This window comes from Candidatus Omnitrophota bacterium (assembly GCA_040755155.1).
In the GTDB taxonomy this organism is placed as follows: Bacteria; Hinthialibacterota; Hinthialibacteria; order Hinthialibacterales; family Hinthialibacteraceae; genus JBFMBP01.
Genome location: JBFMBP010000144.1, coordinates 1 through 25583, shown reverse-complemented (window position 1 = coordinate 25583; position 25583 = coordinate 1). Strand labels below are relative to the sequence as shown.

Genomic DNA, 25583 nt, shown 5'->3' with positions numbered 1-25583 from the left:
GGCGGTCATGCGAACCATCCTGATTATCGACGACGACGCTTCTTCCCGCGAAGTAGTGAGGGAATCGTTGGAGGGGAAAGGATATGAATTTCTCGAAGCGGAGAGCGGCGAGAAGGCCATCGAACTTTTTTCTTTGCACGATATTGATCTTGTAACTTGCGATATTTTGCTCCCCGGCGCAGACGGCATCGAGGTATTGAGACACATCAAGGAGATTAAACCGGATACGCAAGTATTAATGCTGACAGGCTTGAACGAAGTCGATACCGCCGTGGAAGCTATGCGCTTGGGGGCGGCGGATTACATCACCAAACCCGTCCGGCTTAAAGAACTTCGCGTCGTCGTAGATCGCGCTCTCGAACAAAAGAAGTTAGTGGAAGAGCGGGAGGAGTGGCGGCGGCAGGTGGCGCGCTATTCCGGCCGCCTTTTGGGCAAATCCCCCGCCATGCAGCGCATCTTCCACATCATCGAGCAGGTGGCGCCGACGCGCAGCACCGTGCTCATCACCGGCGAGACGGGAACCGGCAAGGATCAAGTGGCGCAGGAGATCCACGAACAGAGCCGGCGGCATAACAAGCCTCTTATTAAAGTGGACTGCGCTTCCCTGCCCGAATCCCTGCTGGAATCGGAACTGTTCGGGCATATTCGAGGCTCTTTTACAGGCGCCATCAAAGACCGCAAAGGTCGGTTCGAACTGGCCGACGGCGGTTCCATTTTTCTAAATGAAATTGGAGAGATGTCCGCCAGCGCCCAGCAAAGGCTTCTGCGCGTGCTGCAAGATTCCGAACTGGAGCGCGTAGGCAGCAGCGCCACGATTCACCTGGACGTGCGAGTGATTGCGGCGACCAACAAAGACCTGCAGCAACGGATTTCGGAGCATAAGTTCCGGGAAGACCTTTATTATCGTTTGCGGGTAGTCCAGATTCCCATCTGCCCGTTGCGGGAAAGGCGCGAAGACATCCCGATTCTGGCACAAGCGTTTCTGAAACGGTACAGCGAAGAGACGGGAAAAACGCTGGAGCATTTTTCCAACGACGTTATGGATTTATTTTTTACCTATTCCTGGCCGGGCAACGTGAGAGAGTTGCAGCACGCTGTGGAACACGCCTGCATCTTCGCGGCGGGATCTTCCGTATCTTTGCGCGATCTGCCGGAAGAGATAAGGCAGGATCGAACGCCCTCTCTGTATAGATCCGACGTAAGACCAGTAAACAACGGCAATAACATCGTTATTCCCATCGGAACGACGCTGGACGACGCCGAACTGGAAATCATCCGGCGGACGTTAAACAGCGTAAACGGGAACAAAGAAGAAGCGGCGCGAGTGCTAGGTTTGTCGCGCAGTTCGTTATACCGCCGGATTCCCAAATTGAATCAAACCGATGCGCCGGAAAGCGAAATTCCCTCCCTAACTTCAGATTAAAATCTCTTGGCACGCAATATGCTTAATATTTCCTCTGGGAATACGCCATCGGCCTGACATCATCGAAAGACCAGGAGATCGAAACAACGGGAGCGATTTGCGCGAATTATATCCCTTGGGGCGGCGCCGGGCAACGATACGAGAGGCGAACCATGATCCACGATCATGACTTGAATTGCAATGGAGATCGCTTGGTGAAGGACCTCCTCGCAGGAAGAAATGTTCTGGTTGTGGATGACGATGACGATTACGCGGAAGCGATCGACGAAGTGTTAACGCTTCAGGGCTGCAAAGTGACGCGGATCACCGATCCGACGAAAGCCGTAAGCCGAGCCATCGGCGAAGATTTCGACTTCCTGATCGTCGATAAAAATATGCCCCGCCTCAACGGCCTGGAATTCGCCGAACAGGTGCGGCGCCAAAAACCCTCCAGCAAAATCATCATGATCACCGCCCACCCCAACGAAGATTCCCGCAAACAAAGTTTAGAACTCGGCGTCCGCTACTACCTCTCCAAACCCTTCCGCAAAAACGACCTCCTCGAAATCGCCTCCTTCATCCTGCTGTAGTTGCATTCGATGTTTGTTTTTAAAACCAATACCTTTCTATTCTAGTAAAAATACTTTAACCTTTTGCTTCTAATATGGTTAAATGAATAAAAATACGGAGGCTCTTGCAAAATTAATAAAATCCGCTTTTAAATTCTCCCCCCAAGCTTGGGGGGAGTTAGAGGGGGGTTGATTATGTTAGACTTAAAGCAACCCCCTCCTAACCCAATGTCGTTAAGTTAAGGATAGACTAATTCCTTAATCGAAAATATCAACAAATCTAATAGCATGAATTTGTTGAATTTAAAATCCCTCACCCTAACCCTCTCCCAGAGGGCGAGGGAATGGAATTTCGTCACGTTATGTCTTAACTTAATGACATTGCCTCCTAACCTCCCCCAAGCTTGGGGGAGGAATTATGGAGTTTTGCAAGAGGCTCATACGGTGAAAATTTTATTAATAGAGTGAAATTGATAAGGTTTCACTTTTTGGAAGCGTGAATATATGATAAAAAAGCATCCTACTTTTTGGAGATTGATTTGAGGCGAGTTTAAAATTTTTTGAGAAGAGCCATAATCTTCCTTGACTTCTTTAACTTTTATGTTAAAAGTATGATAAAAGAGACGATAATATCTGGAAAGATATCCTTCTTTTCACTACGGAAGGAAGAAATGATCGTTTCTCCAATCAAAGAATTTTTGGATGAGTTGAAAAAGAGTCGAGAATCCGATTTTAAAAAAGATCATTAAGCGCATTGAACGTTTTTCTCAAACCGATTTTATTCCCTATAATTCAGAGAATTTTAATCATGAAGGCGATCAAATTTATGCTATAAAAGCACACCAGATTCGTCTCTATGGTTTTTTCTTTAATGGAGGAGCCTCTTGCAAAACTCCATAATTCCTCCCCCAAGCTTGGGGGAGGTTAGGAGGGGGTTGAGATAAGTCTAAAAAAATCAACCCCCCTCTAACTCCCCCCAAGCTTGGGGGGAGAATTTTAAGATTTCTCGCTATCGCTCGAAATGACACAGGCTTGGGGGATCTAACTCCTCCAAAACTTGGGGGGAGAATTTAAGGATAGATTTTATTCATTTTGCAAGAGCCTCGGAGGAAAGAAATTTATTCTTACGAATGGATGTATCAAAAAGAGAGATAAAGCAAATCCCGAAGACCTTCGCAGAGCCAAAGAATGGCGAAATGAATATACTACAGGAGCGCAGCATCATGAATGAAAATCAAACCATGCAAGAATGGTTCGACGCCCAACTGGAAGAATATCGAGAGGATCCGGAATTTATTTTGGAAGGAGTATTGCTTGATTTAAGCAACCGCATTGCCATCGAAATGGAAAAACAAAAAATTTCTCGCAGTGAACTCGCGCGTAGAATGGGAAAAAAACCGCCATTCATCACCCGAATTTTAAAAGGCGCAAGCAACTTAACGTTTTCGACAGCCGTCCAAATCAGCGTCGCTTTAGGTTTGGAGTTGACCGTCGATTTCAAACCTTTATCTGCTAAGGATGATTCCATTGATAGGAATCAAGCGCCACAGACACGTTTCGAATTCGATGAATCGCGTATAATTCCTTTTTTTAAAAATTTAAATCTGCCACTATCCATCGAAGAAAATAAAAAAATCGCGAATTCTGAAGAGGAATACCATAAAGCCGCATGAGCATTCAAGCCGATTTACAAATTGTTCATTATCTGGTGACGAAAATTCATGTCGAATTTAATCCGATTTATTTCAGAGGGAAAGAGGAATCGACAATCTTATCGGATATTAAAATGATCGATCCGGATATCGACTTTTACGTAAGTCCCATAGACGAAAAAAATGAACTCTATTCCAATTTAACAGTAAATTTAGGTATCGAGGATAGAGATAAACCAACACCTTTAAAATATTCCCTTGAATTATTTGGTGTATTTTCCATAAAACCGGAGACGAGCGAGGACTTAAGAAATAAACTGTTACCGTTAAATCCGGCAGCGATGCTTTATGGAATCGCGAGAGGAGTTCTTGGTCAAATATTAGGCCAAGGGCCTTTAAAAGATTACGTTCTGCCTTCTGTCAATTTTGCAGAAATTTATAAAAGGAAATTACTGAAAGTTATAAAAGAAAAAAGCGTTGCCAAGGCGAAAAAAACAAAAAGTAAACGCCCTTTAAGAGAAAAATAGAAAGGGATAGAACGACAATCAAATTTAGTTAAAAAACTCAAAAATACGAATCAGCGTTTTTTTGATGTCTGCGTTAGTTAGGCTCTGTGACCGGGGCATTGTAGGGTTTAATCCGGCAGGATGAAAATTTTCGTTCGGATGTTTTCGATTTCTTTGCGTTTCGCCGCTTCGCTGAAGATTCCGCCGATCGATCGGGCGAAGAGAGCGTCCCCACCAAAGATAAGCGCATTTTCCACAACAATAGAGAAATCGAGGATGGCAGGATGGATTGGGATGTTTGATCCAGCGATTTGTAATATCCGTTAAAAACAATGGGGCGAAAAACTCGCCCCATTCTTCTTTCTCTGATATGGATAGACTTAATATCTCACCCATTCTCTCTCGCAGAGGGGGTGGAGATGGAAATGCGTTCCATGAGTTATTTATACAAATCGTCGTCATCGTCGTCGAAAGAAAATTTGGACGTCGTCGTCGTGGTTGTCGGCTCATCCATGCTTCCCTTGGCGAAGGAATCGCTATCGCTCGCTGCATCGAAAGCCGCCGCTGGAGCGGGGATGCGAGTGGGTTTTTTCTCGAAGAAGCGGCCTAAGATCGCTTTCAGAATCAACAGAACAGCGATGGCCAGGATGGCGACGACCGTATAGAAAACGTAAGGATTGGTGCGCGAAAAGATGCGCAAATCGACGGCGTCCGGCGCGTCATCGATATTGCCGGCGGCGTCTACGGCTCTCAGTTGGACGATATAGCCCCAGGAATAGAAATGCAGCGCGATGCTTGCAGGCCAGATGGCGCCTTCATGATCGAAGGGCTGCCATTCGCCTTTGTTGATGCGATATTGGCATTTCACCGGCGTCGGCGGCGACGTTCCATCTTCTAGATCGGGGTCCGTCAATTTCAGGGAGATCAGAGGAAATTTCGTGGCGGTATATTCCTTGGAGAAGGAAGCTTCGGTTTCGGGGGGAGTGCAGTCGACGGTCCATTGATAATGGACTTTGGCCGATTCATCGCCGGAAGCGTCTTTGCCCCAAACCGCGATTTGATGGCGGCCTTCCTTCAAATCGGAAAATACCACTTTCTCCTCAGTGAGTTCTTTGGTTTCATCCTTGTCCAACTGGTATAAGTATTTCAGTTTGATTGGATTGCCCTGATCGTCTTTCGCCGCCCATGCGAATTCGTCGGTTTGATCTTTGGAAAAGAGCGGCGGCGTGGATTGCAGGACAACTTCCATCTTTACTTTAATCGTAACGGAGGTTTCGGCGGGAGTGGGATCTTCGTTGCCTCGGCTGTCGCGCATTTTTAGGCGCAAAACGTGTTGGCCATTAGCCAGATTGGCGAAGATATGCTTGTCGCCTTTGGCGAATTCCGTCCAGGGGCCGCCGTCGGTCTGGGCGGAGTATTCCAGTACTTTAGGATCGTCGGAATTATCCTCGCCAGTGAAAGCAACTTCCGCTTCGCGGCTGTTTAAGGGTTGGTCCGCCGGTGGAGCGTTGACGATTACCGTCTCTGGGGCGGATTTGAAAGTATTGAATGCATACTGCGCCGGGGGTTCCTGGATATTGCCCGCCACGTCTTCGGCGCGGACTTTGAAGATATATTCGCCGTCGGGCGGCGTTTTCAGATTGGTTGAAGTCTCGGATTGAATCGACGACCAGGGTTTATCGCCGTACATGAAAGAATAGACAAGGCGTTCCGTGGCCGAGATATTGTCGTTTCCTTCCCATTGGAAAATGGTAGAGCGTTCGATCAGATCGGGGGACGAAGGTTGAACGACTTTGGATGTGGGGGTGACTTTGTCCGTGCGCAGGTATGCGATCCAGCTCTCTTCCTTGTTTCCCGCTTCCCAAATGATGTGGTAGACGCCGTCATGAAAGGCCATTCGCGGAACGGCGCGCACGTAATGCGGGGGGGAAAGCGCGATGTCTTTTCCATTTTTCCCGGCGCGGAAGTTGATGGGAATCTGTTGATAGGGATCGCGCCGGATCCAGGTTGATATCCATTCGCCGCCGATGATTTGCAAGTCGAGCATCATTTTCGAATTAAAATTTTCTTTATCCTGGTAATACTTGGACCATTGGGCGCCTTCGACCTTGCTTTCGTAAATATTGATGTCGGTATTGACGTTGGCGACGACGTAGAGGCTATTGTCGATGGGGCCGTAAATGCCGAAGACGTAAGGCAGCCATTCGCTGAAAATCGTATCGAGAGAGTTGGGATCAGCGTAAGTGCCGGATTGGGAATTGTAGGTAGAAACATAGAATTTGGATTGCGTCTGGCGAAGTTTGTCTTTCAAAGCGCCTTCTGGAATGCGCATATCGACGAGCGCATCTACCGATTGGGGATTGAAATTGATTGCTTCGCGGGCGCCCAGTTTGCCGAGAAGTTCCGAGAGAGGCGATTCCATCCATAGCAATTTGGCCTGGTTTCCGAGGACGAGGAAGCGGGGCGAAAAGGCGTCGTCGCGGCTGGTCCGGATTTTTTGAGTTTTCGACCACGAGGCGCCCTTGTCGGCGCTTTCCAAGGAAAAGAGCTGATAGGCGATCACGCCGTTGGTTTCCACTCTGGCGGCCGCGGCGGCCACGAGTTTCGTCCCAACGACGGCGAGGGCGGGAGAACTGCAATCGTTCAATTCCTTCGCCAAATCCATGGGTTGGCTCCAGGTTTTGCCTCGGTCGCGGGAAGCGATGAATTTCAGGCTGCGTTGGACATACACGGCGTACACGTTGTCGCCTTCCGCTGCGATGGCGGGCGCTTGGACTCGCATAGCGAGCGTGGATTCCCGAGCCAGGTATTTCTCTTCCGACCATCCCTTCGATTGAGCCATCGCGCCGGGAGCCAAAACGCCAAGGATCGGCAGGATCGGAAGGAGACAAAGAAGTCCGGCGATAGTGCGAATGCGATTCATGAATTCTTCTCCATGCAATAAATATGGGGCGAGAGACCCGGAATTTGCGGCGCGCCATGCCGTCCATCGTGCGGCTCAGCGTTCATTTCCCAGCGAATATGTCCATAATACTTGGACTTTGGCCGGAATGAAAAGGGTAGGGCGTAACTCTCTAACGGAAATAAGAATAGTATAAAACTTCTTGAACGTCATATTAAGGATTATAGGGTATTCGAGCGCTTATTCTTTCTAACGAAGCCGATTTTTATCTACATTAATGGATCTTCATAAAATAACCTACTTTCATAATGATTATTATTACTTGTCTATCTTTTTTAATCATAATTAAATTTTAATCATTTTTTTCTTGACAGATGCAGCATAATGGGTTATTGTATTGGTGAACGGCGTATTATAGATAATTAATATATATTTTTGTTTATATAGGGGGTTTTCTCTCTTCCATCCGCAATGCTAACCATATAATAATTCGCATAAACAAATATAACAAACGCATTATGCATTCCTCTTGCATCGGCGATGGGGGATAAAGGAAGAAATCATGTTGAAAAAATCCGCTGTTCTCTCTCTCTATGACAATATTCGTACTTGCCGCCAATTCTCAGGAAAAAGCCATTGAAAAGGTCTTTGACTTCGTTGAAAATAAAGACCAAACCGAATGGCTCAACCTTGAGCGCTCACCGGTAGCCCTTGACGCCGTGGATGAAAACCAAAGCGTAGTGAAGATGAAAGAGGTTCTCATCGATAGCGGCGAGCCTCGCATCGGCATGGTTCAAACGAAGGCGTTGTTGATGAAAGCGAAGCCGTTTCCGGTAAAGCCGTGTTTGGCGTCTTCGGAGAGCGCGTCGTGCAAGGAATGAATAGTTTGATCCAAGCGGCGAAAGCCCACTCGCGGGGATTCCGAAACGTCAAGAATTTCATCACCATGATTTATCTGATCGGAGCCAAATTAGAGTTCAACCTGCCGCCGGTTGGACCCTCTATCCACACGAAATAGCGAAGAGGCGAATAATTTTCCCTCGATATTGGACTACATCCGAGTTATTGTTTTGAGAAATGATAATACCATCTTGCCATGAATTGAAAAAAACGATTCCAAAAATCATGGCGGAACTTATTTTGGGGTTGGTTTGTAATGCTTATTATATCAACATTCGTTTGTTCTTCCTTTGTGCTGCCCACGGGGTAATATCTACCGCCATTTTCCAAAAAGGTAAGCAACTTGGCTTGATCCGGTTCGGTTAGTTCTCCAATTTCTTCGAGAATGACCAAACCTCCGTCGGCAGTTTTCAATAATCCTACTTTATCTTTAATCGCTCCAGTGAATGCGCCCTTTTTATAGCCGAACAATTCTGCAAGAATTAAGTCTTTTGGAAATGCTGCACAATTAAGAGTTTGTATTTTGGAGGAGGGGTAATCTAGCCGATGCAATTTTTCAAAAATATCCGTAAAAAGAGATTTTCCAACGCCGCTATCGCCGATAATCATCAGCGGCCTTCGATTGGAAAGATTGTGTCTTTGCGATGAATAAAGTAGTTCATAGAGATAAACAAAATCATTGACTGCCTTATGTAATCCTGGCGGAACGATCCATTTACATTTTTGATCGGAATGGACGGAATCGGAAGGATTCTGTTTTGATGTTTCTGGCATAGCTAACCTTCACCGCTGCCTTACTGATTCCTGGCGAGACGTAAGCCAAGGCCGCCATCTCTGGTGTCTGGGTAGTTTTCACCGCGATGGGCCGAACGGCACTTATAGTTATTGCCGCCTACACTTCCGCCGCGACACACAATATAATTGCCTCCCTTTGCTCCAATTGGATCAATTTGCGCATTCGAACTATATGATCCAATCCAATCCCGGCACCATTCCCCCACGTTCCCGCTCATATCGTACAGCCCCCACGCATTCGGCAACTTGGCTCCGACTCCATGGGTTTCACCTCCTGAATTACCATTATACCACGCATAATTCCCAATCTGGCTGTAGCTCGTGTCATCCCCCCAATAAAACCGCGTCGTCGTTCCCCCCCGGCAGGCGTATTCCCACTCCGCCTCCGTCGGCAAACGGAAAGTTCCTTGACCTAACGCATTCAACTTCTGAATGAAGGTTTGGCAATCATTCCAGGAAACCCTTTCGACGGGGAGATTGTTATCTTCGATAGGGTTGTATGAAGGATTGCTGCCCATCACCGCCTGCCACTGTGTCTGCGTCACCTCGTACTTCCCCATATAAAACGGATTGGTGATCGTCACCTGATGCTGCGGCCCTTCATTAGAGGAACGTCCCGCCTCGCTTTCCGGCGATCCCATCATAAACGTTCCCGCTGGGATCAATTTCATGGGTAACAATATCGTATTCTTGGGATAATCCAGCGGAATGGTTATTTCTTCTGCGGGAGATATCGGTGTAGCTGTTATCGTCGGCGTAGGTGTTAATGCGGGAGGCAAATTCTGGCTTGAAGCCGCAATCCGAAAACCCTGAGTGCCATCCCTGTCGTCCGAAGCGCGACTATTGCGAAAGGCAGAACGGCAGTCCCTGAGATGAGCGCTCCAGTTGCCGCCACGCGATGCCCGGGTCATGTCATTACTTACTCCAATTGGATCATTTTGTGCATTTATACTATATACTCCAAGCCAATCTTGACACCACTCCCTAACATTCCCGCTCATGTCATACAAACCAAAGGAGTTAGGCAACTTCAAACCAACCTCTTTTGTCCCATCATTTCCATCATACCACGCATAGTCTTTTATCTGGGTAAAATTCAGATCATCTCCCCAGTAAAACCTAGTGTATGTACCCGCCCGACAGGCATACTCCCATTCCGCCTCTGTAGGTAAACGGAATGTTCCTATTCCCATCTGATTCAACTTCTGGATATAGATCTGACAATCATTCCAGGATACATTGTATACAGGATAATTAGGTCCGACGCCAGAATCTAACGAAGGATTGTTTCCCATCACTGCCTGCCACTGTGCTTGAGTTACTTCATATTTTCCAAAATATAACGGTTTTGTAATTGTTACTTGATGTTGCGGGCCTTCATTATCTTGTCTGTCCATCTCATTAGGAGGTGATCCCATAAAAAACGTCCCCGCTGGAATGTATTCCATATACAAAGGAATAGCGCCTTCTGGCAGATTCAATGGAACGATAATTTCTCCCGGGTAGAGCGTCGGCGTTGGAGTAACGGGCGGGGTTGGGGTGACGGTTGGCGTGGGCGTCGCTGTCGGCGTCGGCGTGGGATTGATTAATCCCCAATTCTTGACAACCAGATCATCGACGACGACGGAAGACGAGACGTTGGGGCCGCCGTTTTGAACAATGGCATGAATGGGGACGCTGGGATTGTTAACGGTAAAATCCCCGCCGATAATGAGATACTCCGGCTCTTTGCTTTTGGCGTCGGGGATATCCTTCGCGAAGCGGTAGACGCAGAGGCTTTGAAATCCATTCGCCAAGACGAACGCCAGCATTCCATCGCTAGGGGGCGTTTCGCGGTAGATATTGACTTCGCCTACAAGAGTCATGGGGAAGGAATTTTCCACGTCTTGAACGATCGTTCCTACATTAGCGGCGCTATTCTCCGGCTCGATGGAAAGACGAATGGCGATGTCCGATAGCGATTCGAAAAAGGGTGTGATGCGCCCATCGTCGTCGTTGATATTGGAAATGAGTTTATCGACGCCCTTTTCAAACGAACCGTCCACTTCCAGCCCTACGGATAGATTGCTGATGGAAGGCGCTAACGGCTTAACGGAAAGGTTATCCACATAAACGGTGCTGGTGAGCGAAGAATAGGGATAGTTCACGATTTGCACGGCGATTTGCAGCCAGCCGGAAGGCGGGCGATAAATCAGGTTGAGAGAACGGTATTGCTCCACGGGAATTTCTTCGCCGGTTATGTTCGTATAGCCCAATTGGCCGTCAACGGGACAATTCAAAGCGATGAGAGCGATGGATACGTCCTTGCTGGAAGAACGGAACGCGCCGGAAATAACCGCCAGAGAAGGCGCTTCCATCGCGACATTGACGACAATCCAAATCCCTTCCCCCGGCGAAACGCGAACGGCCATGCCCTTGCCGTCCGTATAAAATCCATCGGGAATCGCGCCGAAAGAGATTTTACCGAAGCGGAAGCCGGAAGGGGGATCGGCTACGAGTTGATTCTCGGCGAGATTGCTTCCGTTAAGATCGATCAAGCTGCTGGAAGCAAGAAGCGCCGGTTGAGGCATTGGCGTAACGGTAGGCGTGGGAGTGTTGGGAATATCTCCCTGGGCGAATACGGCGCAAACCGAAAAGAGCAAGAAGAAAATAGAAAAAGACGATTTTTTTACGAACATAATCACTCTCCTAAAAGAACGATCACGCTCATGATTGAATGCAACATCGTAAACAATCGTATTATAACAACATAAGCAAAAACCCAAAGTGGTAAAAAAATATTTCCCACTCACGATTTTCAAAACAACTGAAGGGGCATTTCCACAGGAGTCCTTCTCTTGCGGACATGGAGCCGTATGGAATCAGATCTAGTACCTAAGCTGGGCGGTTAGGGGGGGGTGGGGGCGTATAATTTCTTTGGCGGCATGGACAGTCATCTCCCCGGCTTCAACCTTTTTGGCTAACTCCGGCGCCTCCTGACGAATCGATTTAGCGTCAGCCACCGTACTCCGGCCAACATTAAAAAGATCGCCGCTTGCTGAATGCTAACCTCGTCTGAATTTTGACTAGGTATATCCGTCCTACTGCCTTGCCGCATATTGGAAAACTTAGCGGCCATATCGCCGCGTTTCGACTCGCATAAATGCCGCCGATACAGGTTGCTGCTGATGATAAAGCCTTCTGGATCGTCCCCCATATAATACCGGAATCCAGGCTCTACGCCGGCCATTTCGCAACCCTTTAAGCGGTTGCGCTCATCCAGCAAGATGTCCTCGTCGTCTCCATGTTCAAGCGCTCACCCAGGCGGTTTACAGAGATATGGCGCCGCCATACCCAGAAACCGGCTCAGTTCCTTCCAAATAGAATCATGTTGGATAGATGATGATAGCTATCAGAGATTATTTTCGAATGGAAGAATGATCGTCGTCTATAATTCCGTTAAGATTCGAAAAAAGATTTTGAGAAAAAAAATGGTCAGAATCGGGTAATTTTGAGTACTTTTCGCACTCAAAACATGTTTTTCAGAGGAATGACTGAGGAAGATGAACGTAAATCCTAAAAAATGAGCATGATAATCATCAAAATTAAGTCCAATTCATTCTTTCTCCATAATCAAAAAAAGAAAAAGCATTCTTCCGTTTTTTTTATATTGGAAAAATTGTTCAAAAGGGGAAAAAAGGAAGGAGTTTTCTGTTCTGCCGTTGACTCATCGTTGACTCAAGGATTATTTGAGGAATGATTGTCGCATCGTAAGTTTAGGAGAATCAAGTGCTGGGGAGGTAGGGCTCGAACCTACAGCTTCCTGATCCAGAGTCTTGAAGTGTACGTTTTTCTTCCTTCCATGCGTTTATAAATACCCAATATTTCCTAAGAAATTTTAATATTTAGTATTGCATGAATCTTTTCGTTTTTAATGGCGAGGTAGCATATAGGTAGCACGGCTACAACCTGATTCTCTTACTGACTCGTCAAAAAAGGAAGGATCGAACCGATGAAACTAACAAAGATGATTTGCGATAAGGCAGAGTACAAGGGCAAGGGCAAGAGCGGTTTTTTTGCGGTTTGGGATGACGAATTGAAGGGCTTCGGTTTGCGCGTTACGCCCAATGGAAGAAAATGCTTTGTCGTTTCCTATCGATTCAAAGGCCGAAAAAAGATCGTTTCCCTTGGGCATTACGGCGTTTTGACGGTTGAACAGGCAAGGCAAAAGGCGCGGGAATATCTCGTCCAGGTGAGTCAAGGCGACGATCCGGCGGAAGAGAAGGCGAAGGCGGCCCGTGGAACGCTCATGAAGGACTTGGCGGAACAATTCATGGATAACTACTCGAAGCCGTTCAAGAAGTCTTGGAAGGAAGATTTACGCCGAATCAATACCTACATACTCCCCCGCTTTGGAAAGTGGAACGTAAGCGACATCCGGCGGCCTGACGTGATTAAATTTCATTCCTGGATAGGCAAGGATCAAGGCAAGCCCTACGAAGCGAACCGCGTTTTAGCCTTACTGTCAACGATGATAGAATACGCCTGCAAGATCGAGATGATAGAATCGAATCATCCCAATCCATGCCGGAAAGTGGATAAATTCGAAGAGAAATCCAGAGACGTTTTAATGCCGATGGAATCCGTCCCCCGCTTGATGCAAGCCTTGGAAACGGAGTCTAACGTTTTCGTTCGTTCGGCGATCCTTTTACTCATTCTGACAGGCATGAGAAAAACAGAAACGCTTACCCTAAAATGGGAGAACATCGATTTACAGCGGGGAGAAATCCGCTTGCCTGAAACGAAATCCGGGGAAACGCAGTACATTCACCTGAACGAACCGGCTATTGAACTGATGAAGGGCATCCCCCGCATCCAGGGGAATCCTTATGTTTTCGCATCCAGCATTGAAGGAAAGCGTCTATGGGAACTTAATCGCCGTTGGTTGCGTATTCGTCACGAAGCGGGCATGGATGGAATAACCATCCATGACCTGCGCCGTTCCGTTGGTTCATGGTTGGCGATGGACGGAAACAGCCTTTACCTTGTCTCGAAAATCCTTCGTCATAACGATGTAAAGACGACGGAGATTTACGCCCATATGACCGAAGATCCCAAAAAAGCGGCGATGGAAAAACTAGGAAAGAAAATTGTAAGCATAAAGGACGTTCGCACGGCGGCGGAAGTGAAGATAGGGAAAGCATGAGGCGATCCGCCTGACGAACTGCTTTTGCGATTAAAAAAACCTATGCAAATCTACTAAAAAAAAAGATCGAAATTCATTATTTTGTTTACTTGTAAATAATAATCGGAACATGTTTACTTAAAGCCAATATCATCAATGGGATATACTCATTTATGCCGGTGAAATCCTATTGACAAAATTACTAAATTGCACGCATGAAAACAAACTATCTTCAAGAAGAATTAATCAGGACAACCCGAATAACAACGTTGTCCTTCCCCCGCCCGATGCGCTTTATTAAATGAATCGAAGGGGGGCTTGGGGAAAAACGCTATCGATCCGTAAGAGCAATGTTTCCCCTCCCGAAATTTTTTTAAATTCGCCTTAGTTAAAAATCGGAACGTTTTTTCTGTAAAGAGATTTAATTCGTTTATTTTTACCTTGCATCTATTCTTTTAGTTAAATTGCAGACTGCCGCCAAGCGTGCAACATCGAAAAACACTATCAATCTTCCCGCCAAAATAATAATTCAGTAACCTCAAATACGCCGCCTCTGATGTTTTGTCCCCATTTTCTAGGGAAAAGAATGGAATATAAGTAATATAATATACTTATAAATAATATGTTATATTCGATAGGTTCATAACTTACTTTAATACAAGTTTTCTCCCAAAAACGTCTTTTTTCGAGTAAAATATGGTATAAAATAGGGCGTTTTTAGCCAATAAATAGGCGTTTTTCGTGAATTTTTAATCAAAAAATATTCAATTCGACATAATTTTTTTGCTGTTTCGTCAAGGATAGATAAAGAATTATGGATTCGATGCCCGGCATTTATTTTAGAATTTGAACCTGGTAGCGTTCATTAAACGTTTATGGTAATTTAGTAATATTATTGTTGATAATTCCGCAATTTTCTTATATTGATTTTCTTTAACGCGATAATCGATTATCAATTTTGCTAAGGGTGAACGATGCCTAATAAAATTAGTAAAACAGGGAGTGAACTTTTTATTGTCGATAACAGTGATGCCGACTGGAAGGTTCAGCGTTATCTTAGCGATTGGTGCGAGATATCGAATAAGATCGATGTGGCCACTGGTTACTTCGAAATTGGGTCATTATTGTCTCTTGAAGAGGCTTGGGAAAAAGTCGATGCCATCCGCATACTCATGGGAGATGAAGTTTCTCTTCGGACGAAAAAGGCTTTTGAGAATGGACTCTCCGTCGCTATAGGAGAATTAGATAGAAGCCTAGAAAAAGAAAAAGAAGAAAACGACTTTCTCATCGGAGTTCCGGCTATTGTTGAAGGAATCCAAAAAGGGAAAATCATTTGCCGCATCTACCGCAAAGAAAAATTCCATGCTAAAGCCTATATAACTCATGCCCGTCTTGAAGTCGTTGGCGCGTCCGCTCTCGTTGGTTCCTCAAATTTTACCTATCCCGGTTTGACCGAAAATATCGAATTAAATGTCCAGATCACCGGCCGCCCCGTCAGCGTTCTTCAGGAATGGTATGAAGAACACTGGGCTGAAGCCGAAGACATAACTCTGGAAATCCTTCGCGCCATCGAACGCCATAGTCGCGAATATTCCCCATTTGAGGTTTACGCTAGAAGCCTGCAAGAGTTTTTCCGAAGCCATGAGTTGACCGCCGATGAGTGGGAGCAGGAAAAATCCAGTATTTACCCAATATTAGCCTCTTACCAAAAGCACGGCTATCACGGCGTCCTCAAACGAGCCAAAAAATATGGCGGCGCTTTTCTGTGCGATGGCGTTGGTTTGGGTAAAACCTATATTGGACTTATGCTCATTGAGCGCCTTGTAATCCATGAGAAAAAGCGGGTTGTCCTTTTTGTGCCGAAAGCCGCAAGGGAAGCGGTCTGGGAAGCCAAAATCAAGAAATATTTGCCGCATATTATGGGAGGATTCTTGAGTTTTCGCATCTACAATCACACGGATTTGCTCCGAGAGAATCGTCAAATTCGTCTTGAATTGGAACAAATGAAAGAACAAGCCGATGTGGTTATCATCGATGAAGCCCATCATTTTCGCAATACGGGAATACGGGGCGAAGAAGAGAATGAACGCCGAAGCCGATACTGGGAGATGTCCGATATTTGCGCAGGCAAACAGGTATACCTTCTTACCGCAACCCCGATAAACAACCGGCTGACCGATTTCCAGCACATGGCGGAATTGTTCACGCAGCGTCAAGCGGATTATTTCCGTATGGCTCCTTTGGGGATTCATAGTTTGCCAGGCCATATTCGGAAATTGGAAAAAAGCATCGAAGCCGCTGCGCAAAAACGGGAAATCGAATTGGGAGAAAAAACGCTCGAATCCGAAAGCGATGACGGCGTAACGACTCTTGCCGAAGCCGAAGCGATTCTACGGGATGATTCCCTCTTTGAAGAATTAGTTGTTCAACGCAGCCGGGCATATGTAAAAAAATCCCTAGCTGATGAAGATGGAAAAGTTTTGTTCCCCCAGGTTGCTCCCCCAAAGGTTGTCCCTTATTCCGTCAAGCAGACGTATGGGAAATTGTTGAAAATGGTCGAAGAGGCTTTTAGTAAAACGAAACCTCTTTTCTCATTGGCTATGTATTACCCCTTTGATTTTTATAAAGGTAAAGAAAGCCTCACCGAACATGAAAAGGCAATGGTCGTCGGTCGGCAGCGGCAAGTTGTCCGCTTGATACGTACGGCTTTCCTTAAACGATTTGAAAGTTCCGTTTTCGCTTTTAAATCCTCTTGCGAAACCTTAATGAAAAAACTGATAGCCTTCTATTTGGTTCATGCGGAAGACCAGCATGATAAGGATCGTTTGGATCGGTGGATGGCGAGGAATAAAAAATTAACGGGATACGATCCCTTTGAGGTTCACAATATATTATTTCCTGAAATGAGAGAATTAGAACTTGCCGATGAAGACGTTGTCGAACCGGAGTTTTTCGAACAAGCATCTGAAAAACGACTCAATCCCAATGATTTTGATATTCCCGGACTCTTAGCCGAAACCCTTAGCGATCTCGAAACTCTCGCCGATTTCCTCAAGGAATTAGCACAATTCGAACCGAAACAGGATAAAAAACTCCAGGCTCTCATTCAACTGCTTCGCGGACATATCGGCGGCTTGAAGGATGTAGCCCTTCAACGGCATAAGGTTCTGATTTTTACTGAGTTTTTAGATACGGCCCGATATCTGGAAGAACAACTCCACCATGCGGGAATTAACAACCTATTGGAAATCGATTCCACCACCGACGGAAGGCTCGATATCATCAAGGCGTTCGCGCCCTACTACAACGATACGTCAAGTTCTGAATTGGCCTCTCAGGGAATTAAGGAGATTCGCATCCTCATCTCTACCGATGTCCTATCCGAAGGCTTGAACTTGCAGGACGCCACCCGGCTCATCAATTACGACCTTCATTGGAATCCGGTTCGCCTGATGCAACGCATTGGCCGTATTGACCGCCGTTTGGACCCGGAGGTCGAAGCAAGGATCGTCGCCGAGCAGCCGGAACTAGAAAAATTCCGTGGTAACGTTCAGTATTACAACTTCCTGCCGCCTGATGAACTGAACGTACTTCTCACCCTATTCAAAACCGTAACCCACAAAACGCTCCGAATTTCCAAAACGTTCGGCATTGAAAACGGCAAACTTCTTAGACCGGACGACGACTACGATATCCTGCGCGATTTTACTCGCCAATGCGAAGGAACGGAGACGCAGGGAGAAAGCCTAAGTTTGGAATTACAGCGGCTGCTTCGTGAGCACCCGAATTTAGAGGAACGTTTAAACAAAATGCCCAACCGGATTTTCAGCGGCAAGGACGCCATTAGTCCAGATGCAAAAGGCGTGTTTTTTTGCTACGCTCGCCCCGCCAAAGAAATCGACAGCGAGGAATGGTCTGTAGAAGCGGGGGATGTGAAATGGTATCTTTACGATCTGGCGACGGAAAGAATCATCGAAGAGCCTTCGGAAATTATCCGGCATATCCGCTCCACGCCCGAAACCCCGCGAGTTTGCCGCATGGAGCGCGAATCGCTGGTGGATATCCGTAAAAAGATAGACAAACATCTTAAAAATACTTATCTAAAACAAGTCCAGGCGCCCATTGGAGTAAAGCCTATTCTTCGAGCCTGGATGGAACTCAATTGAGGGGGGAAATATAAACCATGTCCGACCATCGATCTATCGATCTGTCAAATATCCATACAATCCCGGATTTGGTGAAATATCTTAAGGATGAACTTGACTGGGATATAGAGGCGAAAGATTTTGATGACATAACCTTCGACTATGAACCTAAAGAACTGGGGATCGATATTCAGGCCGAGATTAACCAATTGCGTCCTCTAACAACCACACAACCGTGGGGGATTTTTCTTGTAAATTTTAAAAAAAAGCGATTGCCGGTTGTCGCTTTGCGCCAAATATTGCGTTCGTTTGTCCGAAAAAAACGCCAATCCATCGATTACGCAAAACGTCCCACTTGGAATCTTGAAGATTTGCTTTTTATATGCGCCCATATTGTGGAAAATGGGAATGCCATTACCTTTGTCCATTTCTCGCAACCGAATCTCGAAGGACGAGCGGCTCGGCTTTCTTCTTTTGGATGGACGCCGGATTCCCATAACCGCACCGTGCTGGAATTCAATCTTCCGCCGTTACATTGGCCTAAGGATCCCCAAAATGTAAATATTTGGCGTTCCCAATGGCTCAAAGCTTTCGATAAACAAAAACTAACTCAAAAATTCTACGAAGAATATAAACAACAATTTGACTGGCTTTTGGAAAATTTACGAAAACAGACGAGCGATCGCCAATGGGCGCACGATTATGCGCTCCAATTCTTAAATCGGTTGATGTTCATTTACTTTATTCAACGAAAGAAATGGTTGGGAAACAATCCTCAATTCATAAAAACCTTTTGGGATGAATACCGCGCGAATCGTCATAAAAACGATTCTTTTTGTTCTCAATGGTTAAATGTCCTATTCTTTGAATCTTTCAATAACCATAAGAATTTGTTAAGTACTCCCCAACGAGCCTATTTGCCCGGCGCCATTCGGCAAGCGCTGATAGAAGCCCCATTCCTCAATGGCGGCCTTTTTTTGGAAAATGAATTGGATGAAAAATATCAAGGGAAATTTTCTATAACGGATAACCAAGTAAAACAGATCATCGATTTCCTGGAACAATACAACTTTACCATTACCGAAGACAGTCCTCTCGATCAAGAAGTCGCCGTCGATCCCGAAATGATTGGAAAGGTTTACGAAAGCCTGGTGAATGTTTCCATCGAAGCCGACGAACGGGGCGATGCGGGCATTTTCTACACTCCCCGCGTGGAAATCGATCTCATGTGCCGTTTAACCCTTGTGGATCACCTTGCGAATCGTTTGGATGAGAAAAAGAATAAATCCATCAGAACGGTTTTATACGATTGGATATTTGCGTTGGAGCCGGAAGATAAGAAAGACGCTGACCGGCAAGTTTCCGAACGTAAACTTTGGAGTGAATTATCTCGCCATCTTAAAGACCTTTCCATACTCGATCCCGCTTGCGGTTCCGGATCGTTTCTTGTAGGTATGCTGCATATCTTGGACGATTTGCAGGAGCGCTGCCATCGGCGTCTTGAAATCAAAGAATCCGCCTACGAACGGAAAAAACGCATTATTGGGCAAAACCTCTATGGCGTGGATGTTATGGATTGGGCTTGCCATGTGGCCGAACTGCGGCTTTGGTTAACGTTAATTGTCGATCCCGATCTGACTTTGGAAAAACTCCCCAAAGATAAACCTTTGCTTCCCCATTTCTCTTTCAAAATCCGCAGCGGCAATAGTTTGGTGCAGGAAGTGGGCGGCATCGAATTCAGCCGCATTCATTCCGCGATTGAAATTTCACCCCAAACGAAAAATCGAATTCAGGATTTACGCGAACAAAAACTCAAATTTTTTTATAATGATCCTAATTGCCGTTATCATAATCCCAAAGATGTCAATCGCGAGGAATTTACTCTTTTTCAAGAGATTCTTTACGATTTGCAAAAAGCGGGCAACATCTCTCTTCAGCGGATCGAAAAATCGCTATCGTTATCTTCGACCGATCTATTTGGAGGAAAGATATCCGGAATAGTACCTGAAGCAATGGCGCGCTTAAAAAAGGAGTCCGAATCCATTAAAGACTCCTTGCGCCAAATCGGCCAATCCTTGGATCGTCTAAAAGGAGTCAAAAATATTCCTTTTATCTGGGACATTGCCTTTGTCGAAATTTTTGCAGGGGAAAAGCAAGGTTTCGATATTGTCATCGGCAATCCTCCTTACGTTCGGCAAGAAAAAATCTCCGATCCCGCCATGACAAGAGAGTCAGCTACTCCCGAAAACAGAAAAGCCTACAAAGAAAAACTCATCCAATCTGTTTATTCCATGTATCCTCGCTTTTTTGGATATGATGACAAGAGAAATAAGCCTAAACATAAGTTGGACGCCAAAAGCGATTTGTATATTTATTTTTACTTCCACGGCCTGAACCTGTTAAATGCTAATGGCTCCTTCTGTTTTATCACTTCGAATTCCTGGTTGGATGTGGGGTATGGAAAGGATTTACAGGAATTTTTACTGAAAAATTGCCAAGTGAAACTTATTATTGACAATCAAGCAAAGCGTTCCTTTAAGGAAGCCGATGTCAATACGGTGATTTCCCTTTTTTCCTCGCCCCATGATGATTCTGAAAGCAATCAAAGTCATTTAGCGCGATTCGTTATGTTTAAACTGCCTTTCGAGCAGATTTTGTCTCCCGTTATCTTTCAGGAAGTCGAAGAAACCAAGGAAAGAATTGTGAAGCCGGAATATCGGGTTTGCCTCATCCCCCAGAAAATCCTTTTGGAAGAAGGATACGGCGTTGTGGAAGACGAAGACGGCGAAACCAGCCTGAACACGTCCGCCTATTCCGGCAACAAATGGGGAGGGAAATATCTGCGCGCCCCGGATATATACTGGACGATCCTGGAAAAGGGCAAAGGCAAATTGGTTCGTCTGGGCGATGTGGCAGAAGTGCGATTTGGAATTAAAACCGGCGCCAACGAGTTTTTTTACCTTGATGCCGAGAAGATCGAAGAGTGGGGTATTGAGGAGGAGTTTTTGAAGCCGGTAATTGTTAGCCCACGAGAATGCCTGTCTATAGAAGTAAAATGCAATGAACTGAAGTATCAAGCATTTGTTTGTCATAAAGATAAATATAAACTTAAGGGAACAAACGCATTAAAATATATTCAATGGGGTGAAAATAATGAATTTCATATAAGGCCAAGTTGTAATAGTAGAAAAATATGGTATGAATTTCCTGAAAAAAAATGGGCGAAAGTTTTATGGCCTATGATCCATAACAACAGACAAAATGTATTTTGGAATCCCAACAACATTGCGGTTGATCACAACCTTTTTGAAATTTATGGATTCGATGATGATATATTATGGGGTAGTCTTTCCTGGACAGGTCAATTAATTTTTAGGGAACTTTTTGGAAGATCGAATCTTGGACAAGGAGCGTTGAAAACTGAAGGTATTGACATTAAAAAACTTTATACATTGAGACTAAGAGATATAAGTATTATTAGCTCTTTTCAATCAGTTCGTAAAAAATTATCAAATCGTCCAATTAATAATGTTGCCGTAGAATCCAATTTAGAAGATCGTCGAGATTTAGATAATATTTTATTTGATGTTCTTGGTTTAACCTCCGGCGAGCGGGATGCTGTATACGAGGCAGTGATTAACCTTGTGGAGAATCGTTTGAAGAAGGCGGAGAGCGTGTAAGAATGAGGAGCAAAGAAAAGATTTTAACGCAAATGTATAATGCGGTAAATACCATTAACGGCTATGGCGCCCTTGCCATTCATACTCCTCAGGAGGTGATCCAGGATGAAAACGAAAACATTTGATTGCGTTGAAATGAAGCGTAAGGCCGCGATTCGAATTCACGAACAATTAAAGAATATGAGTCTTCAGGAAAAAATCGAATATTGGCGAAAACGTAATGAAGTATTCCGTCAGGAACAAGAGGAAATCGAAAAAACGATTACCGATTCATTCAAGTTATAAGCCGGTGAATATAGAGTTCCCGAACCGAAGTCCAGAATCTACACGGCATGGAGCCGAATTTCGTCCACCGGATCTAATATTTATAACTGAAATATTCGAAAAAGTCAATATAGTATGACGCCATTTTTTCTCTTGGGAGGCGGCGTGCGAGGTGGCAATTAACTTGGTGGAGACGCGGTTGAAGAAGGCGGAGAGCGCGTAAAAAGTGATTATCGTCAATTCAATCAATACCGTACCTATACGGATTACCGATGAAAGATGGCGGCATATTACGCATCGTCATCCGGAGATGTATAATCAACTGGACAAGGTATCGCTGACTCTTTCCAATCCGGATATGATTCTGGAAGGAGATACGAAGGAATTATTAGCCATTCGTTTATTTCCCCAAACGCCGCTAACCCGAAAATATCTGGTTGCGGCGTATCGAGAATCGTCGCAGAACGACGGCTTTATTCTAACGGCTTATTTCGCGTCTCAGCCTTCGCAAAGGAGAACCATCCTATGGAAACGATAAAAATTAAAGAAAAAAACAACGCTTTAACCTGGGAATACGACGAAGGAGCGGATGTCCTCTATATTTCCCTCGGCGAACCCCGCCCCGCCCTGGGAACGGATATAGGCGAGGGTTTGATTGTTCGCTATGACGAAAAAGAGAGAGAAATTGTCGGTTTAACGGTTATAGGGCTGCGAGCGAGAACCCTTCAACAGTTGGAGAGTTATCCCGCCTGAATTCGCTTTTCTTCCCAATCTCTCGCCAACTCACGCCCTGCTAAACATGCTTCTCTCTGCGTTGAATAAAAAAACTATCTTCACTCACGCCCGCTACCGTATGGAACCAGTCGGGGGTCCCAAGCCGGGGGCTTAGAGGGGGGCGGGGGCGCTTTTATTCAATGGCTGCGTTCGTACCGATTATTCTGCCAACCGTCTGGTATTGTTCCAATCGTTTCTGGGCCGCCTCCAATCTCTCTCATGCCTCTCAAGACAAGGGGATAAGCAAGTACTTAACGCACAGACAGAGGGCGAGTGACGGGTAAAACATTATAATGAATTATGGTCCCATAGTGGAAACAAAAGTTTACAGACAATATATATATATATATATATATGCTTCCGCAATAAATTTATTGATCGTTTGGGGGGCAGAAAGCTATCTTTTTCTGGATTCATGCAAGGTGAAGCCTTGCTCATCTTTCATAGCCCCAGCATCGCCCTGCGTCACATCCGAAACACCGGTTTAATAAGGTAAGACATGAGCCGTACATTGTCAGACATTAATAGACTATTTTTGCTTTTGGTCGGAGTTGAGGTATTTTAACTGCACAAATAGTTGACGCCCATGTAAAAACTATCACAATATGAAAATAAATCTTGACAGGTTATAAAAAAGACTTATCATTCGATGCAAGGAATCATACAAACCAATAGACTGGAGAAATAAAAGAAATGAATATGGAGAAACAAGTAGTAGTAATGAATGAGAAAAAAGCAGCTGAATATTTGGGTTTTAGTGTTTCGGCGCTCCAATCTTGGCGTCATCGCGGAGGCGGCCCGCTTTTTTTCAAAAAAGACACAAAGGCGGTTCGTTATCGCCAAGCCGATCTTGACCGCTGGATTGAAGAGCATTTGCGAACTTCGACGAGCGTCGACGGAAGCGGCGCAGCTGCAGTGTTGGCATCGGTGGAATTGGCAGAGGGGAGAAGAGGTCTATGAACGCCCCGGTATTCGAAAGAGAAACGATAATGCCTTTTTTTGTCCTGGCATATTATAGTTTCTGTAATTTCCATCGAAAAAGAAAGCCCTTTAAAAAGGAAAAACCCGCTCTTTGCTTGGCGGCTAGGCGGGCTGAAAGGCAAATACGTTATGGACTCTCGTTCGTGTTCTCCATCACATAACAATAAAGATAATTTCCCTTCGCGAAGCATTATAACCCGCTCGCCTTTAGGCGGCAAGACGCGATTTACAAAAAATTCACCCTGCCCTATATGCGGCGGATACGATGAAATGCCTAGAGGCAAGGGGAAACGCTGTCATGGCTTTCTTTCCGGCGATGGTCTTTTTGCTCACTGTAGCAGGCAAGAATACGCGGGAAACCTCAAGCCCGATCCGAACGGGCAAACCTATCCTCATCGGTTAGACGGCTCATGCGAATGCGGTAAGAACCACGGCCCGGTGTTTCCAGCGTCAACGGTGAAGCCCACGGGCGAAAAACCGATCCAGACTAAAGCCTATCCCTATCAAGATGAAAAGGGAAATCTCTTATTCGAAGTTTGCCGGTTTAAGCCGAAGGGGTTTAAACAGAGGCGGCCCGACGGCTATCAGTACACGCAGTTTTGCGAACGCTACCGCCGTTGGAAGGGGAGCCTCGATCCCTGTATGCGGCAGGAACACAAAGCGGGGGAGAAGTTGTTCGTAGATTACTGCGGACAGACCGTCCCGGTGATCGACCGAACCACGGGGGAAGCGAAAGAAGCGCAAATTTTCGTGGCGGCGCTGGGCGCGTCGAACTACACCTATGCGGAAGCGACGTGGACGCAGCAGCTTCCCGACTGGATCGGGGCGCACGTGCGGGCGCTGAATTTTTTCGGCGGTTGTCCGGAGGTTCTGATACCCGACAATCTGCGAAGCGGAGTCAGCCAAGCCTGCCGCTACGAGCCCGACCTCAATCCAACATACCAGGCCTTCGCCGCGCATTACGGAATAGCCGTAATTCCGACGCGGGTTCGAAAACCGCAAGACAAGGCCAAAGTGGAAAAAAGCGTGCAGCTGGTCGAAAATTGGATTCTGGCTCGATTGCGGAATCAAACCTTTTTCAGTTTATCCGAACTCAATCAAGCGATGGGCGCGTGTTTGCAGGAGCTCAACGACCGTCCCTTTCAAAAACTGAATGGGACTCGCCGGTCGTTGTTTGAATCCGTGGAACGCCCCGCGCTGCAACCGCTTCCCGCGACGCCGTTCGAGTTGGCGGAGTGGAAGCAGGTCACGGTGGGAAACGATTATCATGTGGAATTGGATCGCCACTATTACAGCGTTCCGCACGCCTACATGCGCCGGAAAGTCGATATCCGGCATGCGGCCAAGACGGTGGAAGCGTACTGGCGGGGCGAGCGGATTGCCAGCCACGCGCGCAGCGACCGGGCGGGGGGATGTACGACAGTGCGCGAGCACATGCCGAAAGAGCATCAAGAGGTTCTGGATTGGACGCCGGAACAATTGCGGAACCAAGCCCAGAGCATCGGCCTTTTCAGCGGACGCCTGATCGAGCGCGTGTTGGAAAGCAGCCGTCATCCCCTGCAAGGAGCCCGCACGAGTTTGGGGATTCTCCGTCTGGGCAAGATCTTTGGAACGGATCGCTTGGAGCGCGCCTGCGAACGCGCGCTGCTCATTCAAGCCCTGACCTACCAGAGCGTACATTCGATTCTCAAGAAAGGATTGGATCGCCTTCCGCCCCCGCAACCGCCGCCTCCGGCTCCCTCGATTCAACACTCCAACATCCGCGGCGCGCAATACTATCACTAATCCTTGGAAGGAGACGATTCCATGCTCATTCATCCGACTCTGGAAAAACTGAAAACGTTACGAC

General features: G+C 46.1%; 17 protein-coding genes and 1 pseudogene. 14 read left to right on the top strand and 4 right to left on the bottom strand.

The window, feature by feature from the left end:
* Nucleotides 1-7 precede the first annotated feature (7 nt).
* From AB1656_22065 to AB1656_22050, 4 genes are all read left to right on the top strand, one after another.
* On the top strand, nucleotides 8-1423 hold the full coding sequence (locus AB1656_22065) for a sigma-54 dependent transcriptional regulator (protein ID MEW6238084.1): 1416 nt from the start codon (nucleotides 8-10) through the stop codon (nucleotides 1421-1423).
* 152 nt (nucleotides 1424-1575) lie between these two features.
* Entirely contained in the window at nucleotides 1576-1992 is a 417-nt protein-coding gene (locus tag AB1656_22060; GenBank protein MEW6238083.1) for a response regulator, read from the top strand.
* A 1202-nt stretch (nucleotides 1993-3194) separates the two neighbouring features.
* Nucleotides 3195-3644 carry a helix-turn-helix transcriptional regulator gene (locus tag AB1656_22055; protein MEW6238082.1) on the top strand — a complete coding sequence of 150 codons (450 nt, stop codon included), beginning with the start codon at nucleotides 3195-3197 and terminating at the stop codon, nucleotides 3642-3644.
* Nucleotides 3641-4150, top strand: coding sequence for a hypothetical protein (locus AB1656_22050; protein ID MEW6238081.1), 510 nt, complete (start codon nucleotides 3641-3643; stop codon nucleotides 4148-4150). Before AB1656_22055 ends, AB1656_22050 begins: the two co-directional genes overlap by 4 nt.
* A 418-nt stretch (nucleotides 4151-4568) precedes the next feature.
* Here AB1656_22050 and AB1656_22045 read toward each other — a convergent pair whose 3' ends face one another.
* Entirely contained in the window at nucleotides 4569-7052 is a 2484-nt protein-coding gene (locus tag AB1656_22045; GenBank protein MEW6238080.1) for a hypothetical protein, read from the bottom strand.
* A gap of 572 nt (nucleotides 7053-7624) precedes the next feature.
* On the opposite strand from AB1656_22045, the gene AB1656_22040 reads away from it, so the two are divergent.
* Together AB1656_22040 and AB1656_22035 are read left to right on the top strand one after the other, a co-directional pair.
* A complete protein-coding gene (locus tag AB1656_22040) occupies nucleotides 7625-7912 on the top strand; it encodes a hypothetical protein (GenBank protein ID MEW6238079.1) in 288 nt (95 codons plus the stop codon).
* Nucleotides 7900-8049 (top strand): annotated as a pseudogene (locus AB1656_22035) (hypothetical protein). The gene AB1656_22040 and the pseudogene AB1656_22035 overlap by 13 nt, the downstream one beginning before the upstream one ends.
* Before the next feature lie 44 nt (nucleotides 8050-8093).
* Here the strand turns inward: AB1656_22035 and AB1656_22030 are convergent.
* From AB1656_22030 to AB1656_22020, 3 genes are all read right to left on the bottom strand, one after another.
* Complete coding sequence (locus AB1656_22030; protein MEW6238078.1) at nucleotides 8094-8705, bottom strand: sigma 54-interacting transcriptional regulator; 612 nt, start codon at nucleotides 8703-8705, stop codon at nucleotides 8094-8096.
* Between the two features lie 20 nt (nucleotides 8706-8725).
* Nucleotides 8726-11404, bottom strand: a complete 2679-nt coding sequence (locus AB1656_22025) for a formylglycine-generating enzyme family protein (protein MEW6238077.1) — start codon at nucleotides 11402-11404, stop codon at nucleotides 8726-8728.
* A 281-nt stretch (nucleotides 11405-11685) separates the two neighbouring features.
* On the bottom strand, nucleotides 11686-11991 hold the full coding sequence (locus tag AB1656_22020) for a hypothetical protein (protein MEW6238076.1): 306 nt from the start codon (nucleotides 11989-11991) through the stop codon (nucleotides 11686-11688).
* Nucleotides 11992-12717: 726 nt separating this feature from the next.
* Here AB1656_22020 and AB1656_22015 point away from each other — a divergent pair.
* The 8 genes from AB1656_22015 (at nucleotide 12718) to istA (ending at nucleotide 25519) form a co-directional block, all read left to right on the top strand.
* Nucleotides 12718-13911, top strand: a complete 1194-nt coding sequence (locus tag AB1656_22015) for a tyrosine-type recombinase/integrase (GenBank protein ID MEW6238075.1) — start codon at nucleotides 12718-12720, stop codon at nucleotides 13909-13911.
* Between the two features lie 953 nt (nucleotides 13912-14864).
* Nucleotides 14865-18056 carry a helicase-related protein gene (locus tag AB1656_22010; GenBank protein MEW6238074.1) on the top strand — a complete coding sequence of 1064 codons (3192 nt, stop codon included), beginning with the start codon at nucleotides 14865-14867 and terminating at the stop codon, nucleotides 18054-18056.
* A gap of 1205 nt (nucleotides 18057-19261) precedes the next feature.
* On the top strand, nucleotides 19262-21715 hold the full coding sequence (locus AB1656_22005) for a DNA methyltransferase (GenBank protein ID MEW6238073.1): 2454 nt from the start codon (nucleotides 19262-19264) through the stop codon (nucleotides 21713-21715).
* Nucleotides 21716-21820: 105 nt separating this feature from the next.
* On the top strand, nucleotides 21821-22000 hold the full coding sequence (locus tag AB1656_22000) for a hypothetical protein (GenBank protein ID MEW6238072.1): 180 nt from the start codon (nucleotides 21821-21823) through the stop codon (nucleotides 21998-22000).
* 205 nt (nucleotides 22001-22205) lie between these two features.
* Nucleotides 22206-22517 carry a hypothetical protein gene (locus AB1656_21995; protein ID MEW6238071.1) on the top strand — a complete coding sequence of 104 codons (312 nt, stop codon included), beginning with the start codon at nucleotides 22206-22208 and terminating at the stop codon, nucleotides 22515-22517.
* Nucleotides 22505-22732, top strand: coding sequence for a DUF2283 domain-containing protein (locus AB1656_21990; protein ID MEW6238070.1), 228 nt, complete (start codon nucleotides 22505-22507; stop codon nucleotides 22730-22732). The genes AB1656_21995 and AB1656_21990 overlap by 13 nt, the downstream gene beginning before the upstream one ends.
* Nucleotides 22733-23446: 714 nt before the next feature.
* Nucleotides 23447-23713 carry a helix-turn-helix domain-containing protein gene (locus AB1656_21985; GenBank protein ID MEW6238069.1) on the top strand — a complete coding sequence of 89 codons (267 nt, stop codon included), beginning with the start codon at nucleotides 23447-23449 and terminating at the stop codon, nucleotides 23711-23713.
* Nucleotides 23714-24004: 291 nt separating this feature from the next.
* Complete coding sequence (gene istA / locus AB1656_21980; GenBank protein MEW6238068.1) at nucleotides 24005-25519, top strand: IS21 family transposase; 1515 nt, start codon at nucleotides 24005-24007, stop codon at nucleotides 25517-25519.
* The last annotated feature ends 64 nt before the right edge of the window (nucleotides 25520-25583 follow it).